The 17,670-nt window shown below is 39.5% G+C and carries 16 protein-coding genes; 4 read left to right on the forward strand and 12 right to left on the reverse strand.

All coding sequences use genetic code 11. The features are described 5' to 3' along the window. Positions 1-31: 31 nt before the first annotated feature. The 4 genes from LQ203_RS05005 to LQ203_RS05020 form a co-directional block, all read right to left on the reverse strand. Entirely contained in the window at positions 32-970 is a 939-nt protein-coding gene (locus LQ203_RS05005; protein ID WP_230156281.1) for a VOC family protein, read from the reverse strand. A gap of 126 nt (positions 971-1,096) precedes the next feature. Then, entirely contained in the window at positions 1,097-1,630 is a 534-nt protein-coding gene (locus LQ203_RS05010; RefSeq protein WP_230156282.1) for a cupin domain-containing protein, read from the reverse strand. 279 nt (positions 1,631-1,909) lie between these two features. Then, entirely contained in the window at positions 1,910-2,722 is an 813-nt protein-coding gene (locus tag LQ203_RS05015) for an IclR family transcriptional regulator (protein ID WP_230156283.1), read from the reverse strand. Between the two features lie 112 nt (positions 2,723-2,834). Beyond that, complete coding sequence (locus LQ203_RS05020; RefSeq protein WP_230156284.1) at positions 2,835-3,665, reverse strand: alpha/beta hydrolase; 831 nt, start codon at positions 3,663-3,665, stop codon at positions 2,835-2,837. Between the two features lie 710 nt (positions 3,666-4,375). Here LQ203_RS05020 and LQ203_RS05025 point away from each other — a divergent pair. Then, positions 4,376-5,665: an MFS transporter gene (locus LQ203_RS05025; RefSeq protein ID WP_230156285.1), complete on the forward strand. Its 1,290-nt coding sequence runs from the start codon at positions 4,376-4,378 to the stop codon at positions 5,663-5,665. Between the two features lie 386 nt (positions 5,666-6,051). Beyond that, positions 6,052-6,234, forward strand: coding sequence for a YppF family protein (gene yppF, locus LQ203_RS05030; RefSeq protein ID WP_230156286.1), 183 nt, complete (start codon positions 6,052-6,054; stop codon positions 6,232-6,234). A 210-nt stretch (positions 6,235-6,444) separates the two neighbouring features. Here yppF and LQ203_RS05035 read toward each other — a convergent pair whose 3' ends face one another. From LQ203_RS05035 to LQ203_RS05060, 6 genes are read right to left on the reverse strand one after another with little or no spacing between them, the layout of a single operon-like run. After that, positions 6,445-7,770 carry a gluconate:H+ symporter gene (locus LQ203_RS05035; protein ID WP_230156288.1) on the reverse strand — a complete coding sequence of 442 codons (1,326 nt, stop codon included), beginning with the start codon at positions 7,768-7,770 and terminating at the stop codon, positions 6,445-6,447. Between the two features lie 55 nt (positions 7,771-7,825). Next, positions 7,826-8,548: a GntR family transcriptional regulator gene (locus LQ203_RS05040; RefSeq protein WP_230156289.1), complete on the reverse strand. Its 723-nt coding sequence runs from the start codon at positions 8,546-8,548 to the stop codon at positions 7,826-7,828. A gap of 17 nt (positions 8,549-8,565) precedes the next feature. Beyond that, positions 8,566-9,579: a sugar kinase gene (locus tag LQ203_RS05045; RefSeq protein WP_230156290.1), complete on the reverse strand. Its 1,014-nt coding sequence runs from the start codon at positions 9,577-9,579 to the stop codon at positions 8,566-8,568. Beyond that, on the reverse strand, positions 9,572-10,327 hold the full coding sequence (locus tag LQ203_RS05050; protein WP_230156291.1) for a KDGP aldolase family protein: 756 nt from the start codon (positions 10,325-10,327) through the stop codon (positions 9,572-9,574). Before LQ203_RS05050 ends, LQ203_RS05045 begins: the two co-directional genes overlap by 8 nt. Continuing rightward, on the reverse strand, positions 10,324-11,433 hold the full coding sequence (locus LQ203_RS05055; RefSeq protein WP_230156292.1) for a DgaE family pyridoxal phosphate-dependent ammonia lyase: 1,110 nt from the start codon (positions 11,431-11,433) through the stop codon (positions 10,324-10,326). Before LQ203_RS05055 ends, LQ203_RS05050 begins: the two co-directional genes overlap by 4 nt. After that, positions 11,411-12,514, reverse strand: a complete 1,104-nt coding sequence (locus tag LQ203_RS05060; RefSeq protein ID WP_230156293.1) for an amidohydrolase/deacetylase family metallohydrolase — start codon at positions 12,512-12,514, stop codon at positions 11,411-11,413. Before LQ203_RS05060 ends, LQ203_RS05055 begins: the two co-directional genes overlap by 23 nt. A gap of 870 nt (positions 12,515-13,384) precedes the next feature. Here LQ203_RS05060 and LQ203_RS05065 point away from each other — a divergent pair. Next, positions 13,385-13,705, forward strand: coding sequence for a hypothetical protein (locus LQ203_RS05065; protein ID WP_230156294.1), 321 nt, complete (start codon positions 13,385-13,387; stop codon positions 13,703-13,705). Between the two features lie 168 nt (positions 13,706-13,873). On the opposite strand, the gene LQ203_RS05070 is transcribed toward LQ203_RS05065, so the two are convergent. Together LQ203_RS05070 and LQ203_RS05075 are read right to left on the reverse strand one after the other, a co-directional pair. Beyond that, entirely contained in the window at positions 13,874-15,466 is a 1,593-nt protein-coding gene (locus tag LQ203_RS05070; RefSeq protein WP_230156296.1) for a long-chain-fatty-acid--CoA ligase, read from the reverse strand. Between the two features lie 366 nt (positions 15,467-15,832). Beyond that, the gene (locus tag LQ203_RS05075) at positions 15,833-16,279 is read right to left on the reverse strand and encodes a MarR family transcriptional regulator (RefSeq protein WP_230156298.1); all 447 of its coding nucleotides are present in this window, start codon (positions 16,277-16,279) and stop codon (positions 15,833-15,835) included. Between the two features lie 122 nt (positions 16,280-16,401). Here LQ203_RS05075 and LQ203_RS05080 point away from each other — a divergent pair, with 122 nt between their 5' ends. Then, entirely contained in the window at positions 16,402-17,589 is a 1,188-nt protein-coding gene (locus LQ203_RS05080; protein WP_230156300.1) for an MFS transporter, read from the forward strand. Positions 17,590-17,670: the final 81 nt, after the last annotated feature.

Here is a 17,670-nt window from a genome sequence, read left to right on the forward strand (position 1 = left end):
GATGGGAAATGGCGGATAATGTAACTTCTTCTCATTTTTCCGCCAAGACTGAATCATCTATTTCAGCATCCACCCAGCCCGGATCAGGATCTCCTCCCATTGCCTTGCGTGCTTCGGGCTTCGGAGGCCCAGCAATACCCCATTGATCCATTAAGTGCGGTACCCGTTTCCATACACGTGCTCTCCATTCTGATTCATCTTCAATCGTTTCCAAATAGCATGTATACTCCATAACGAAACCGCCTGGGTCCTGAAAATAACAGAAAATATTGTCTCCAGGGCCATGACGCCCAGGTCCCCAGAGTTCTGACAGCCCCGCTTTTCGAACATTGCTTATGCCGCGCATCAGTTCATCCACGGAATCGACTTCGTATGCAATATGATTGACGGAGGCATGTACATCTTGGTTAAAGGCAATGGAGTGATGCTTCCTATTGCACCTTAGAAAAGACATTTGGTGCTCGCTCCAATCAGTCACTTTAAAACCAAGTACATCTGTATAAAACTCAACGATCATATCTAAGTTTTTTGTGTTCATGACAACATGATTCAGTTTCACTGGATCTACATTTTTATTGTTCCAAACGGATGTTTGAACCTCCACCCAAGCTGAAAGCTCAATCACTCGGTTTTCTGGATCGATGAACCTCAGGCCATAACCAGCACCTGCTTCCTCCAAATATCCAGGTTGTTTAATAATTCGAACTCCCTTTGATTGCAATATCTCAGCTGCACGGTCCACTGCATTTTTATCGACCATGCCGAAAGATATATGGTGCAACCCACGTTTTTCACCATTATGAAGGCTTAAAATATGATGTTCCGGTCCAGCGCCGCGAAAATAAACGGTATTCTCTTCTTCTGGAACATCCACTCTATCCAGTCCCCAAACCTTTTCATAAAACACTGCTTGCTCGTCAAAATTCGGCGTAATCAAACCAATATGTCGTAAATGAGTAATTCCAAGCATCTTTTTTATACCTCCCATAAAATAGATTGCTTTTTTGATAGGTTGCATCGACCACATTTAACAATCTAATCGAAAAGGGCGCCTCATTAATTTTCATAATGCAGGTGCCCCTCTTTGGTAAAATGATCAGTCTTTAATGATGGCTTCTCTTTCTTTGGAGCGTTGCTTACGTAGTTCTTCCAGCGCGCTTCCTTCAGGATATGTTGGCAGGTTAGGCTTCACTGCCCCAAGCATTACAAGCATGCGCGCCTCGACATCGCCGTCATTTCTAATTCCCCGATATACTCCAGGCGGGCTGCTGATGCAGTCTCTTGCACTTAGTTTGATCTCATGCACTTCGCTATAGCTATCTTCTTGAATCAAAGCCGTAACTTCACCCTCAAGAATGAAAAACACTTCTTCTACATCATCGTGAAGGTGTAAAGGTCCGATACATCCCGGGGGAAGCACCATTGTACTGAGTGTAAAATGCTCACCAGCAATTACATTCGTATCGTTATTCGCCGTGGCCCCACGTCCGATATACCTCATCTGTGCACGTTTATAAGCTGGATCGACTTCTTCTTGGAATTTCAAGACGTTCCAATCAAGTGTACGGTCTTTCAATCTAGCAACATGTTTTTTTTCAAAGTCTTTCACTGAAAAGGTTTCTTTTGTCATTTTAAAAATCCTCCCTTATTGGTTGTTTCTAACTCGCATTGTGTTTCATTAGCAAAACATTGTTTTATCTATGAATTAATTCTAAAATGAAACCCTTACATTGTCAATGAGTTTTTAGAATATTTAAAACTATTTTTATAATCCGAACAATCCACTCTCTTGGAATAACTTGAAACATCTCAACCGAATAGTTCATTTTCAAAACGACAAAAAAATGTGGATACCCTATAAAGGTATCCACACTATCGAAATTTCATTTTTCAGATTGACACTTAAACATTATAAGAAATCATCATGTTGAAACGGCTTAGCTCCACTATATCCCATATAAACGGATAACTGCCGAGATACCTCCAACAGTTTCGGCAAGGCGATTTTATCGATGAAATCTTCCTGGTAAGCCGACTCTGTTGCCACGACATTCAAGGCAGCCAATACTTTTCCAGTCCGATCAAAAATTGGAGCGGCAACGGAAAGGATCCCTGGGTGGAATTCCCCGCTTGTCATTGAATAACCATTTTCCCGAATGGATTCCAACTGTTTTTGAAACTCACCCGGCGTTGTAAGGGTTTTGTCTGTATATGGAGTGAGGTTTGAGATTTTGAACATTTGCATAAGCATTTCTTTCGGCTGATAAGCCAAAAGTAATTTCCCATTGGCCAACGCATGTGCTGGCAGTCGTAAACCTATGTTTACATTGACGGCGGATACCCCTCTGATAGGGGCACTTCCTACATACACAACTTCCTGCCCATCCAAAATGGACAGATGGCAGGAGGCTCCGATTTCATCACGAAGAGTCTCCATATAAGGCTGGACTATTTCCTGGAATTTCAAGCTATACAAATAACTGAAACCCAATTCAAGGACTTTAGGGGTTAAACTATAACGTTTTGTATGTTCATCCTGTGACAGATATCCAATATTTTGTAATGTAAATAATAATCGATAGGGTACAGTTCTGCTTACTCCCAGTTGTTTTGCAATTTCTGAAAGCGATAAACTCGGTTGTAGTTCATTAAAGAGCTTAATGATTTCCAAGCCTCTTACCAATGAATTCGCACTATATTTCTCTTTCTCTTCGCTTGCCATTCAAGTATTCCTCCCGTTGTAAAAAAACTATTCAGTTACGCTGACTGTATTAAAAATTGACACCTTGAAAGAAAAAACTTGCAGTATATGTACAACTTAGCCTGCAAGTTACTTAGTAAATGTTTTGTATCTTGCTTGCTTCATTTTTGGCCAATTGTCTCTGTAAAAACTGTGTAACCAATTCATTGAACACCCTTGGATCTTCCTGATAGCATAAATGGCCGGTATTCGGTACGATGACAAATTCGGAATTCGAAATCAATTCATGAAAAATTCTTGATTCACTCACAGGTGTGACCTGATCCAGTTCACCACACATCACCAATGTCGGTACAGTAATGGAAGAAAGGATATCCATTTGGTTTAAATTTGATAAAGAGTAAGAGACAGAACGATATCCAGCAGGACGCACTTGCGACATGATGCGCTCAGCTTCCTTCACCACCTCTGCAGGAGCATTTGGCGACACTAGCGCTTTCACTCTTTTTTTTGCAAGTTCACTTGGTTTTAACGTATCGATGGACTGTAATCTATTCTCGAGTTTTCGCTTATTTTCTTTTAGGCTAACACCAGCTGCCCCACGTGTCGCATCAGAAATGATCAAGGCATCAACCATTTCCGGGAAACGGCTTGTAAAATCAATAGCGATTGCCGAGCCCATCGAATGACCGAGTAGGTTAACGGATTGCAAACCAAGACTATCAAGAAATTCTTTCAAGACATCCGCAAACTGTGAAAATTCGTGAAATTCTGCTTTAGGATCGGAGCTTTCCCCGTACCCTGGTGCGTCCCAGGCAATTACTCTAAATTCTTCACTCATCTGACTGAGCTGTTGACTCCATGATTGAGAATTATTCCCTAAACCATGCAGGATAACGAGAGCTTTACCTTCTCCCGATTCCCGATAGTGTATCGAGTATTCTTTTAGTTGACTAATTGGCATCCTTTCTAACCTCACAATCCTTTTCTCTTCATGGATAAATAGTTTATGTGTTTATTAATTAAATCATATTTACATATATAAAACTATTCGAACGGTCTATCTTCATTGACGTACCGATAGAATAACACTGAATGAATCTTGATCACCCAATTATATTGAAATATGCAAATAAGAAAAAATAAAAAAGATCACTCATATGTTCCGTCATTTACATCTTGTGATTTTCCATAATAAGTATTTCACATATAAAACATTATACCTGAATTATAGATTTTTCTGATTTTAAATTCAATATGAATAAGTCAGAATTTTTAATAATTTGATATAAATTACTTTATTTACACAAAAAATCAAATCTCCTTCCATTTTGATTAGTGGTCCTTCATCTGATTCTCAAGAAAGGTTTCTGCATGCAGGATACGACGAAAAATAATCCACCGTTTATTTATTCTAAAAATAAAAAATTATCAAAATATTAAATTGACAATCAAATCTATTTATTTTATCGTTAATAAAGTAAAACCATGTTTTCCTAACAAAACACTAATCATGCATATTCATCTGTCAGTATTTTGAAGAAAGGCGAAATTTGGTCCCTTAAAGTGAATTCATCAATAGTAGATTTCTTAATTACCGTAATTCACTTATTTTCACGGGTAATTGTTAAGAGTGTTTTAAGTAATGCTAACAATAGACAAGGAGATGGTATTATGTTAAATGGGCAAAAAAGATGGTTGTATATTGCCGTTCCCATTTTTTTCTTTTGGTTTTTTGGACAAATTGATAAGGTTGGCATTTCCATCATTCAAACTGATCCAGAATTCTTGAACGCGCTCGGTATAACAGGCGATGATAAAAATGCAAAAATCGGTCTTCTTTCTTTTGTTTTCACCATAGCTTATGGAGTGTCCAATCTTTTTTGGGGCTTCATCATCGATAAATTAGGTGCTCGAAAAACAGCCATCGCCGGTTTATTCGTCTGGACAATTACCATGATTACTTCTGGCCTGGCAAATTCATATGAAGTGTTTTTATTAAGCAGGATCATTCTTGGTTTTGGTGAGGGGATGATGATACCTGTATCAGGGAAATTCATATCCAACTGGTTTAATAAACGGGAATTAGGTAAGGCCCAGGCATCATGGCTTACCGGAAACTATTTAGGTCCGGCGATTGGAGCCGTTTTATTGGTTCTCGTAATATCTTTACTCCACTGGCAAGCCGCTTTCTTTATGCTTGCAGCCTTCAACTTAATTATTAATATCCCTATGTTCATCTTCATGACTAGAAATACACCTGAAGAGCACCCCCATGTCAGTAAGGAAGAATTGGCATTCATTCGCCAATCGTATGACCAAGATAATGAAAGCAATGCTTCTGAGAATAAAAGTTTCGCTCAGGATTATCGTTTCTGGATAGTCTGGTTCGGCATGCTCGTATGTTCTTTCCTTTTTTTCGGCATCAGCATTTGGCTCCCTACCTATCTTATCGAAGCGAAAGGGTTTGAAAAGGAAGGGATGTCAAGCATTACTTCCCTGTCTTGGCTATTTGCTTTAGGATTTGTCGTCGCATGCGGTTATCTCGCCGACAAAACGAGGCGTCCAAGTTTGATGGCCTCGATTCTATTTTCATTGACAGCTGTCTTTTTAACAGTAGCAGTCTTCATTCCCAATCCTATTATGGCCGGGATATGTATGGGACTGGCAATGGGATGTCAAGGCGGTGTATTCCACCTAAGTAATATGCTCATGGTAAAATACTCAACACCCCAAACCGCCGGACGGGCTGCGGGTCTGTTAGGATTCACGAATATCATGGGCGGCTTTTCCAGCTATATTATGGGCTGGCTTCGCGACTTATCTGGAGGGGACTTCAGTACATCGATTGCCATGCTGATTTTCGCAGCCATTTTAGGTTTGGGAGCATATATATTCTCCATAAAAAAAGAAGCGGCAGAACTATCTTTATCGCCTTTGACTGAGCAAAAAATCCAAGTATGAAGTGAGATCGTAGGCTCCTTGTAAACTCAGTGCGAACATGGGGTTATATCATTAATAGAATTTACAGCCCTTGAATTCTCAGGGGCTTTTTCACCTTCTTTTGGATTTAGATCAACGTTTATAACCATTTTTCCATCCCCCCCATTCATTCGATCATCTTGAAAACATCAAGCAGGTTTATTATAGGGTTATTAAGAGTAAAAAGAGCTCATACCAATTGGTATACCTCTTTTCTCATTCGCCGAAAAAAGTTTGTCCATTTCCCTCAAACCATTTCTTTTTTTGTATAAAAATGTCGATAGTTAAAATATTCAAAAAATGATAATTACTTGAATACCCGTGTTATATTGTTAATGAAAAAAATACTTGTCAAGTAAGGTGAGTGTGTGACTATAGAAGTTTTAATACTCCATTATATTCAGGAAAAACGTCAAAAGCCTAATCATGCCAATGAATTGTTGGATTATATTCAGAAAGAATATGTAAACGGGAAGCTGTCAATCCTTCAATATAAAAGGCTCTGTCAGGATTTATATCTTCGAGGTGCAAAACAAACATATTCTGGATAATACTAAATACCCCTGTCATTGGGATACCACTTCGAGAAAAAATGTTACTGGCCAGTTGCATCGGACTAACTTAAAGATATTCAATCCCTTTTCATTTACTAACAAGGAACCATCACTTTATATTTTCCAAATTGAAAAGCCCCCGTGAAATGTCACTAATGACATTTCACGGAAGCTTACTTTGGCAATTGCAAAATTTCCTTATACAGACTATATGAATATGTCCAATATTAAAACAAGGCCGAATGCCACAAAAGAAAGTAAAGTTTCCATGACTGTCCAGGTTTTGAATGTTTCTTTAACAGTTAATCCCATATATTCTTTCACTAACCAGAAACCGGCGTCGTTAACATGGGAAAACATAAGGGAACCGGCTCCCGTGGCAATAACAAGTAATTCTAAGTTAACACCAGTCATATTGGCAACGACCGGTGAAACAATTCCAGCAGCCGTGGTCAAAGCGACGGTTGCAGAACCAGTGGCAATCCGGATCAATCCGGCCACCAGGAATGCTAGTACGATTGGTGATAATGATATTTCTTCAGACATGGAAGCGATTGCAGTCCCTACACCACTATCAATTAAAATTTGCTTGAATCCGCCACCCGCACCGATAATAAGGATTATGGAAGCTAATGGCAACAAGCATTCTTCCGTTAACTTTTTAATTAGTGATTTGTCCATACCTTGTCGGTAGCCCAAGAAATAGTATGCTGCAAAACAAGAGATTAATAAGGCGATCACTGGACTGCCGATAAATAATAAGAACTTTTCAATGGAACCCGGTAGTGGCAGATAAGGCGCCACGACAGTTAAGACCATTAACAATACAGGCAGAAGGATGATAAAGAACGAAATTCCTGTTCCTGGTAATCCATTTGATTTTGTTTCCACTCTGATTAAATCAGGTTCCCCAACAGGAATGACCCGTTTATGAATCCATTTTGCGAATAAAGGTCCTGCAATCACAGCTGTCGGGAATGCGATGATCAAGGAGTAAAGAAGTACGTGGCCCATGTTTGCATTATAGATTCCTATTGCTGTCATGGCTCCTGGATGCGGTGGTACCAGCCCATGCACGATCGATAATCCGGCAAGCACTGGTATTCCGATTAATAAGATGTTCACTTTGGTTGACTTACGAATGGAAATGACCAAAGGAAGCAATATGACTAAACCAACTTCAAAAAATACCGGAATACCGATGATGAAACCAGAAAGAAGCATGGCCCATGGCAGATTTTTCACGCCGAATTTATGAATGAAGAAGTCAGCTACCTGCATACCAGCACCTGAGTCGGACATCATCTTCCCTAAAATGGTCCCTAAGGCCAAGATGCCAATAAGATGTCCAAGTACAGCTCCGACACCGGTTTCATAAGCTCCTACAATTTTGTCCATAGGCAGACCAGAAAACACAGCTAAAAATAAACTGGCTACAGTCAAGCTTATGAATGCATGCCATTTCCACCATGATACCCCTAGAATAACAATGACGATTGCTAACAGCGTGATTCCTAATAAATATAGCTCCATATGTTCTTCCCACCTTCAAGAAATCGCTTACAATTGAACCAATACAATAAATCGATTATTGTACCGGCTCGTTATAAGTCACAATGTAGTTCTGTTTGGCCGTGTTATAATATCCTTCACTATATTCCATGACATTCCCGTCCCCATCACTGGAAATCCGAATCCTTGTTAGTACCGGACTATTGTTTTCGATTTTCAGTGTTTCGCAAATGTTATCGGAAGCGATAGTAACGGCAAACTCATCTCTGAATGTTTCAAGTTTGACGTTTTGATCTTCCAAAAAGCGGTACAAAGAATTGATTTGGACCTCTTTTATCTCATCATGGTTTAGATCAAGTGAAACATAATGTGTAAAGTAAATATAAGGTTCATTATCCAATAAATATATTCGTTCGATTCGTATGCAGTGGTCACCAAATAAAGAATGCAGCTTAGAGTCTGAAGAAAGGTCAACTTGGCTTATGTTTAACATTTTTTTTACCATGAAGTGCCCTTCCTCCACCAATAGCTCTGTGAAACGCTTTCCTTTAGAAAGTTTGACAATCGAACCATTAGCAATGACTCTAGTGCCTTTGCCGCTTTTCTTTTCAACATAACCCTCTTGCACGAGTTCTTTAATTGCATTGCGGACAGTGACCTTACTTACATTAAATTCTTCTTCCAATAGAGGCTCAGAGGGAATGTTTGTGTCGATGGCATAAACCCCGTGTAAAATACGATCCTTCAATATTTCTTTTATCTGTAAATACATCGGTCCATTTTTTCTGTTCACATTCATTCCTGATCTCCTGCCTTTTATCTCTTAATATCTTCCATTTTACCTTCCATTGCCGAGAGTATCTCCTTTTCGGTTGCCAAAGGAGTATCCCCAACGACAGTACACGCCAGCATTCCTGATACAGCCGCAAAGCGAACTGTCTTTTCAGGGGAATATTCCTGCATTTCGCCATGTAAAATTCCGCTGGTATATGCATCGCCTGAACCTATTCTATCATATACGGAAAATGATAAGATATCGGAAAAGTAAAATGTTTCTTCCTTGTACATGTATCCCCTCAATGTATGGGTATTATCATTGTTGATCGAACGATGTGTCCCTGCTATCGATAGAATATTGAATTTTTTAGCCACTTCAGGAATTAACTCATTAAGCTGCTCTTCTCTCGTGGAGCCTTTTGACTTCATTCCTAAAATATATAAAGCGTCTTTTTCATTCATCATGACGATATCAGCCAAGTAAAGCATTTCCTCATAATGAGGCTTAGCGTCAGCGTAACCTCCCTCCCATAAGGAAGGGCGGTAATTGCAATCGAAACAGACCGTACCGCCTTTTTCTTTGACTTTTCTAGCCAGAACCTTCATACTTTCTCGAACGTTTTCTGACATCGCAAGCGTGATTCCACAAAAATGGATGATATCCGTTTTTTCCGCAATCATATCCATATCATAATCGGATAAGGACGCTGTATTAAAACTGCTTTCCAGTCGATTTGAATAGGTGACACGGCTCGCCCGTTGTCCGAAACCATTTTCCAAAAAGTACATCCCCAAGTATTTTCCGCCTCTATAGAAGAAGTCGCGTCCAATACCTAAGCGCTGCAAAGAAGAAACCGCCGAATCCCCAAGCGGGTTATCTGGTAGTTTTGTCACAAGATACCCATCATGCCCAAGCTTTGTCATCGCAGAAGCAACGTTTACCCCCGTGCCTGAAAAGGAGTATTGTAATGTGTTAGCCTGTGTTAGCATTTCATAACCTGGTACCTGCAAACGCATCATCACTTCTCCGAATGCTACAATTCTTTTAGGCATGCTTTTCAACCAATTTTTTGGTTATGGTTAATAATTTTCGTACATCCTCCCCATTCGTTTTTCCAGTTTCTTCATCGATGATGGAAGAATAGACATGGGGAATGATTTTAGGCACTTTTGCTTCTAAAGCTATTTCCAGAATGGTTTCGAAATTTTCTAAATCGATTCCACCAGTTGGTTCTAAAGCAAACCCCTCTTCGCCACAAGCTTTTGCCACTGCACGATATTCATCTTCATGCTTCAGCCCTTTCATCGGGAAGTATTTCAGAGCATTTCCACCCATATCACGAACCAATGCTATGGCGGCTTTAATAGGGACAATGGCAGTTTCACTTGCACCTGCACTTACTGGACCAGTGGAAATATTCACATAACCAACTTTACCAGTTGGAGAAACAAGTGAATTTATCCAACTATCCTTCTCACCTAAATTGGCCCTTGTAGCACCTACACTTGGAAAAACCTGATTAATATGACTGCCGGGATAGTATTTTGCAATTTCTGCTACAACTGCTGCCTGTCTATTATCACCAGCGCCCAAACCAATTGAAACTGCTTCATCAATAGCTTCCCCGTACTCTTTCATTGCTGTAACGCCAGCTTCTACAGTTGGATAATCCTTAGAAAGAACACCCACCAATACATGACCTTCCGCTGCTTCAAAGACTTCCACTGCATTTTCCACACTATTAGCTAGTACATTCAGGGCTACACGATCATTAAAAAACCGTTTGTTTATGTTAGTCATCCTTGATTTCCTCCTAAAATGGTTCTTAACTGAGCTTCAATTACGTTGATATCATCACCTTGCAATGGACGTGGATCTATATCGAAAAACCCTTGCCGTATACCATAATCACGCGTATAAATGGCAATATCGCCATTTCTAAGCTGCTCGTTCACTTCTTTCGCCGTTGTTTCCGTAACCGAAGGATCGATGGAAATACGTGCTCTATATATGGCACGACCCGCTTCATCTTGTACAATCGTTACTTTTACGCCATTGATTGAATCGAGTGATGTGAGCACTTGTAAACTTGCTTTTTCTTTCTCGCTATTATCCGTTTTGACAAAATACTCATCCAAAGCCTGAAGCAGCCCAAAGGTAGTTTCCTTACCGACCTTCATACTCCTGCCGATACAATGCAATTGAACCTTTAGCCATCCGATATATTTTTTTCTGCCAGCTACGATACCTGATGTTGGTCCTTCAATGGCTTTTGACCCACTATAAATCGCTAAATCGGAAAATTGTACATATTTCTCCAGGTCTTCCTCCGCTGCCGCATCAACAATCAGAGGGATATTATTTGTTTTGGCCACTTCCCATGCTTCTTCGACCGATATCATATTTTTTTGAACGGCATGATGTGATTTTACGTATAAAATGGCGGAAGTATTTTCATTAATGGCATCCGCAATATGCTCTGCCTTTCCTTCGTTTGCATACCCAACTTCAACCAACTTTCCGCCACCAAGGTAAATCATGGTTTCAACCGGTGCACCATACTGGACGTTATGGCCTTTCAACATGATGATTTCATTTTTTTGAATAGGATCTTGATGAAGTCTTTCGCTTTTCCTTCTGTTCCCTTCAGTCACGATCGCTGCTACGGAAAGGGCGATTCCACTGGATGCAGAGTTTACGACAACCGCTGCTTCGGATTGAAGTAAATTTGCTATATGCTGACCAGATTTATCGACCAAATCAGAGATTTCAACATAATTTTGTCCGCCTTTTTTCATCGCGTCCATCACCGTGTCAGTTGGAGCAGAAACTCCCAATATGCTCATTCTTCCGCTTGCATTGATGACTCTTTTCAGGCCGTATTTAGCATTTAATGAACTCTCCATTTATAACCACTCCTTTTACGACAACTCTTTTATCTGCCATTCTTTTTTCGCCTTCGGAATCCAGTAAAAGGGTCGACTCATCTTCGATTGAGAATAGTGTCAGGTTCGCAATATCCCCAACTGCAATCCTTCCCAGCTCTGGCTTATGCAACCAAGCTGAGGCATTAACCGTAACTGCATCGATTACCTCTTTTAATGGATATCCGAGATACAAAAATTTAGTAAGCACACTTGCCATGCTAAAAACTGGCCCATTTACTCGGTTTCTCCGATATATATCCGTACTGATCGTATTGAAGCGGATCCCCTTCTCCTTCGCCGTTTCAGCAGTCGGAAAAGAAAAACTTGCTGTCCCATGACCGACATCCAAATGCACACCACGTTCAATTGCTTTACTGAACTCAGGTAAGGGTTCTCCATTCTCATCAAATAAATTATTGGCTTTACCATTTAAGTAATGTGTAATAATGTCTTCTTTTTCAAGTAAATCAAGGACCTCTTTAATATCAGGCGGCCCTGAACCGATATGAACCATTAATGGTAAACCAGTATCAGCCGAGAACTTCCTAGCGATTTTTAATGGCTCGACACCATTTGGACCAACCACACTTTTACTTATTCTCGCTTTTAGTCCAACGATAAAATCACCGTGCTCGGAAATAGCTTTTCTTAATTCCACTTCGTCCAGCCATGAAATATCCGATAACTCATCAATCCTTTTCAATCCAATCCGCGAAATATTCAGAAAGGCGAAAACGTTCGTTTTGGAATTTTCACAACTGCTAACAAGATCGGATATCCTGTCAGCCCCGGTACTTCCTGCATCAATGATCGTTGTTACACCTGTTTTATATCCAATTTCATCAACATCGTCACCATAAGGATCAAATTCTGGGAAGGCATGTACATGCATATCAATCCAGCCGCTGGAAACAACAACTTTGTCCTCATAATCTATTATTTCATCTCCAGTTGCAGTTCCGGGCAGAGCGATTTCTTTAATCATCCCATTTTCCAATATGATATCCGCTGCATTTCCCTCTAACATCCTTACATTTTTCAGAACTAGCCTACCTGTCATTTTCCTCATCCTTTTCGGTAAATCCTATCGATTGTAAGTAGCATTGTATACGTTTCCAATGAATTGTGAGGATTCATTTCATCTCTTTACAAAAATAGATTATCATATATCCTCAAACTAATCAATATAACGTTATAATGTTTGATTTGAATTTACATAATTTTTATTAGATCAACGCTTATTTTTCTATGTGCTTCTTAGTTTCTTCATATAATATGATCTTATTAGCTTTTTTTAATTTTTTCGTGCCATTCATAAAAAAAAGGCGGGACGAAAAACAATCTGTTTTTCGTCCCGCCTTTTTTTTTTACGAATTCACAAAATCCATTGATGTAAGTTTCTATTCTAATTATCCGGAAATAATGCTTTTTTTAAAAAAACTAACTCTAAGTCAGACTAAAGACAAAAGGGTTTAAAGGGTTTAAAGGGTTTGAACGTTGCCTCCAGGCACCCGGCTTTCCGCGGGCAGACCGCCCTCGACGCCTTTGCGCCTATGGGGTCTCACCTATACACGCTTTTCCGCAAGGAGTCTAGCACACTCGCTCCAATCAACTTTGTTTCAAAATTTAGATAGAACCCCTTTGTCTACAAACTGATTTATATCCTTTTTTTCTTTTTATTCAACCATATAATTAATCCAATTATTGCTATAAATAAAATTAATATGTCTATGTTGTACATAGAAAATAAATTTCGATCAGCTATTATTACTGAGGACATCCTGATTATAAAACCTAGACATATCGAAATAAGTACAATTATTACTCTTTTAAAACTCCTTTCCTTAGTTTCCATATTTATCTTGACCTCCCGCATATAGTTATATAGTACGATATTATACAAATACAACCAACAGCAGGCAACATTGAAATGAGCAAACCTATTGCTCATCAAGCTAAACTAACAAATACCCAATTAGGAAAGATGGTAAAGGCTCATCAAAAGGGAACAACATCGTTAAGCATCGTAAGAACTCTTGTGTTTGCAGGTGGCCCAAACGCACCAGCAGGAGTAGCTACTGCACTGGCATCAGCACTTGCTGGCAGTCCTAATAGTTTAATAGCAGCATATTATTCCGGAAAACACGCTTATCATATATCAGTCTATGCTAGTGGTAATAAAACAAGTTTATCTAAAATAACGTATATATATTACACAAAGTCAAATCTTTCATTTAGAGGCCCTCATTAATTAATCTATCTCGATCCTAGTACTACAGAGGAAATGGCGCTTTCCATAAATACAAAAACCAAGAATGCTTATTCAAAAGCATTCTTGGTCTTGTTATTTGCCGTACTTTATTTGATTTTAACTTTTTATGACAACACCTTACTATATATCCCGTTCCTATTAAAGCCTTTAATTTACCTTTTTCGATCCTTTCCAATGGATTTCCCTTAAACGATATTTTTGCAGTTTTCCCGTTGCCGTTTTCGGTAAAGACTCTACAAATTCAACTTTTGTCGGTGCTTTAAAGTGAGCCATTTTTGAGCGGCAAAAGGTAATGATCTCATTTTTCGTCACTTCCACATTGGGGTGCAGTACAATGATTGCCTTAGGCGTTTCACCCCATTTATCGTCTGGGATGGCAATAACCGCCGCCTCCAATACATCAGGATGTTTATACAATACCCCTTCCACTTCAGTCGAAGAAATATTTTCTCCTCCCGAAATGATTAAATCCTTTGCCCTGTCCTGTATTTCAATATATCCATCAGGATGGGTAACTGCCAGATCCCCAGTGTAAAACCAGCCATCCCTAATGGCTTCGGCCGTCCTTTCCGGATCCTTATAATACCCTTCCATGACAACATTTCCGCGAGTGATGATTTCCCCTAATTCCTTCCCATCCCAAGCGACCTCTTTCCCGCCTTGATTGACCACCATCGTTTCCCCATTAAAAACCAATTCAATACCTTGTCTTGCCTTTATTATGGCTTGTTCTTCCGCTGATTTAGCTTCAAATTCATCGTTCCACTCGTTATATAGGATAAACGGGGAAGTTTCCGTTAATCCATAGACATGTATCATATTCAAACCAAGGATTTCCTGAGCTTTATGAATAAGCGCTGCTGCTGGAGGAGCACCTGCCGTTGCCATCCGTGGCCGTACCTTGATATCAGTATCTTTTGCTTTAGGATCATTCACTAGCATATTGACGACAGTTGGTGCTCCACATAACAATGTAATATTATGCTGTTCGAATAAATGGAGGATATGAGGGGGATCAACTTTTCTTAAACATACATGAGTCCCGCCAGCAGCCGTGATCGCCCATACGCCGCCCCACCCATTGGCATGAAACATTGGCAGGGTATGGAGGTACACATCATCATGCTTTAAACCAAGATGATATATGAAATTGGCAGCATTCATGTAATTCCCGCGATGTGTCAACATTACCCCTTTTGGTTTCGATGTCGTTCCGCTCGTATAATTAATAGTCAAAAGCTGATTTTCATCGATTTCACCCTCTGGCAGTCCAACTCCATCATTTGCATGCAGGATGAAATTCTCATAGTCTATTCCAGGTAAAGTGGTTTCATGCCCTTCAACAGGCACGATAATGATTTTTTCCAATGATAATTCAGTTAAGATTTTCTCGATTGGAGCCGTGAATTCCTCATCGACTATTAATATTTTTGAATCGCTATGCTTGATAATATATTCCAAATCCTCAGCAGAAAGCCGGTAATTCAATGGCACCATGATCGCACCGATTTGACAAATGCCATAAAAGCATTCCAGCATATAATGAGTGTTTGGCAGCATTACTGCAATATGGTCGTCTTTTTCAATTCCTGAAGAAAGCAATGCTTTGGAAAGTTGATCGACCCGGTTCCCGAATTCTCTGTATGTATACTCTTTCTCTTCATCGATGACAGCCACTTTATGAGGATAATATTTTACGGCCCTGCGCTTCCAATCCATGGGGGTTAATGGTGAAAACATTTTACCCAACTCCTTCTATTATTATTTTCATTGCTTATATTTATTTAAATGAAGCGCAATCCTCTGCCTGGTTCGTTAATCATGAAGAGTCACTGAGAAAAAATCCTTAGATGACTAAGTCCGTTTCACCTGACCTTTAGACCACCGGTGAATGGAAAAAAAGCGAAAACAGAATAAATTTATGGGTATGGTTAAAAACAAAAAGTTTGTGAAAACACTTATAGTTAATTGACTTTTCTGATAATTCACCCCCTAAAAGCAGTGAGATTAGAGAAGAATTCACTGCTTTATTAAAAAAGGACCAGTTGAGATGAACGATGATGCTTTTTCTTTCTATTATAATGGAACCATTACCCTTTAGTAAGACTATATTTTATTCTCTAAACATGACGACACATGTTCGGTTAGTTTCCCCACGATTTGTTTAAGGCGTACGGTTTCCTCTTCATTTAAGACGCTATAAAAGTCACGAAAGATTTTGGCGAAACACATATTGATGGAATGATAGGTTTCTCGTCCACTTTCGGTGGATTGAATGTAAACGACCCGGCGATCATCCTCACTATGTACCCTTTCAATCAAATTCTTCCGTTCGAGCCGGTCAATTAGTGCAGTTCCAGCAGCAGGTTTGATCTTCAAATGATTCGAAACATTTTTGGCAGCCATGGATCCGTCCAAGACTATTAATTGCAGTGCGCGAAACTGTACAGAAGTCAAATCGTATTTAACCAATAACGGTTCCACCAATTCCTGTGAGAGTCTGCTTAGCTCTTTAATCTCAATATGTAAATTATACAATTCACTTGAATTCATGTTTGACAATCCTTTCTTATTGACAACTATCTATCTAAAACTATAACATAATTAACGTATCAAAAAATTAACCATGCGAATTAAATTGGTTATTGATTTCCAAAGAGAAAGAGAGGCTGTCCATGTCAGCAGAACAACGAAAAAAGATCATAATCCTCATGATCAATATGTTTATAGCAATAGGAAGTTTCGGTATCATCATTCCCATTTTACCTGCATACCTTGCCTCCATTAATCAAGGCGGAACAGCCGCCGGCCTAATGATCGCCATTTTCGCAGGTGCTCAACTTATCTTTTCGCCAATTGCGGGGAAATGGACTGACCAATTTGGGCGCAGAAAAATGATTATTTATGGATTGGTCGGTTTGACTTTATCCATGTTTATTTTTTATGCAGTCAATTCTATTTGGTTATTGTATGCTTCTCGTATAATCGGTGGAATTGGAGCCGCTTTGCTTATTCCAGCAATATTTGCTTACGTTGCAGATATCACAACATTTGATCAGCGGGCTAAAGGTAATAGTTTAGTATCTGCCGCCATGTCACTGGGAATTGTAATCGGTCCAGGGATTGGTGGATTTTTAGCTGATTTTGGCTTAAAGTTTCCATTTTTGATTTCTGCGCTAGTATCATTATCAGCAGTGGTCTTTTCTATTTTTGTTTTAAAAGAAAGCGAAACGGCACAAGTTGCCCAAACTACGGAAGCCAAGAATGAATCGATGGTTCGCAAGATTGCCTTATCTGTAAAAATGCCTTATTTCATCCCACTGATCATTACACTTGTAATGAGCTTTGGATTAATGGCATATGAGTCAGTAATTGGTCTTTATCTTGATAATCAATTCAATTCAAGTCCTAAGGACATCGCCGTCATGGTTACAGCTACCGGAATCGTCAGCGTAATCGTTCAACTGTTTGTCGTTGACCGGATTGTACGCCGTTTCGGGGAAATTAATGTGTTGAATATCTTTATCAGTGTTGCAGCCATCGGTTTCCTCCTATCACTTTTTGCTTCAAGTTACCTGATTTTCTTTTTAATCTCACTAATCATCTTCCTTTCCACATCCATCTTACGTCCAGTTCTGAACACGCTGATTTCGAAGATGGCAGGGAATGAGCAGGGCTTTGCAATGGGTATGAATAATGCATATATGAGCATCGGAAATGTGCTTGGACCCACTCTTGCCGGAATGATGTATGATGTCCACATCACCTATCCGTTCATGTTAGGCCTTTTCCTCTTAATCATTACATTAATGATCACCATGGCTTGGCAAAAACGATCTCTTCATTCGAAGGCATTATCCTAGAGCTGAAGAAAGCAATATCCTTTTAACACCATAAAGAAAAACCCCCGGATAGCGGTCACTATTCGGGGTTTTTTTATGATG

The sequence above is a fragment of the Peribacillus sp. Bi96 genome, assembly GCF_918698115.1.
Lineage (GTDB): Bacteria > Bacillota > Bacilli > Bacillales > DSM-1321 > Peribacillus.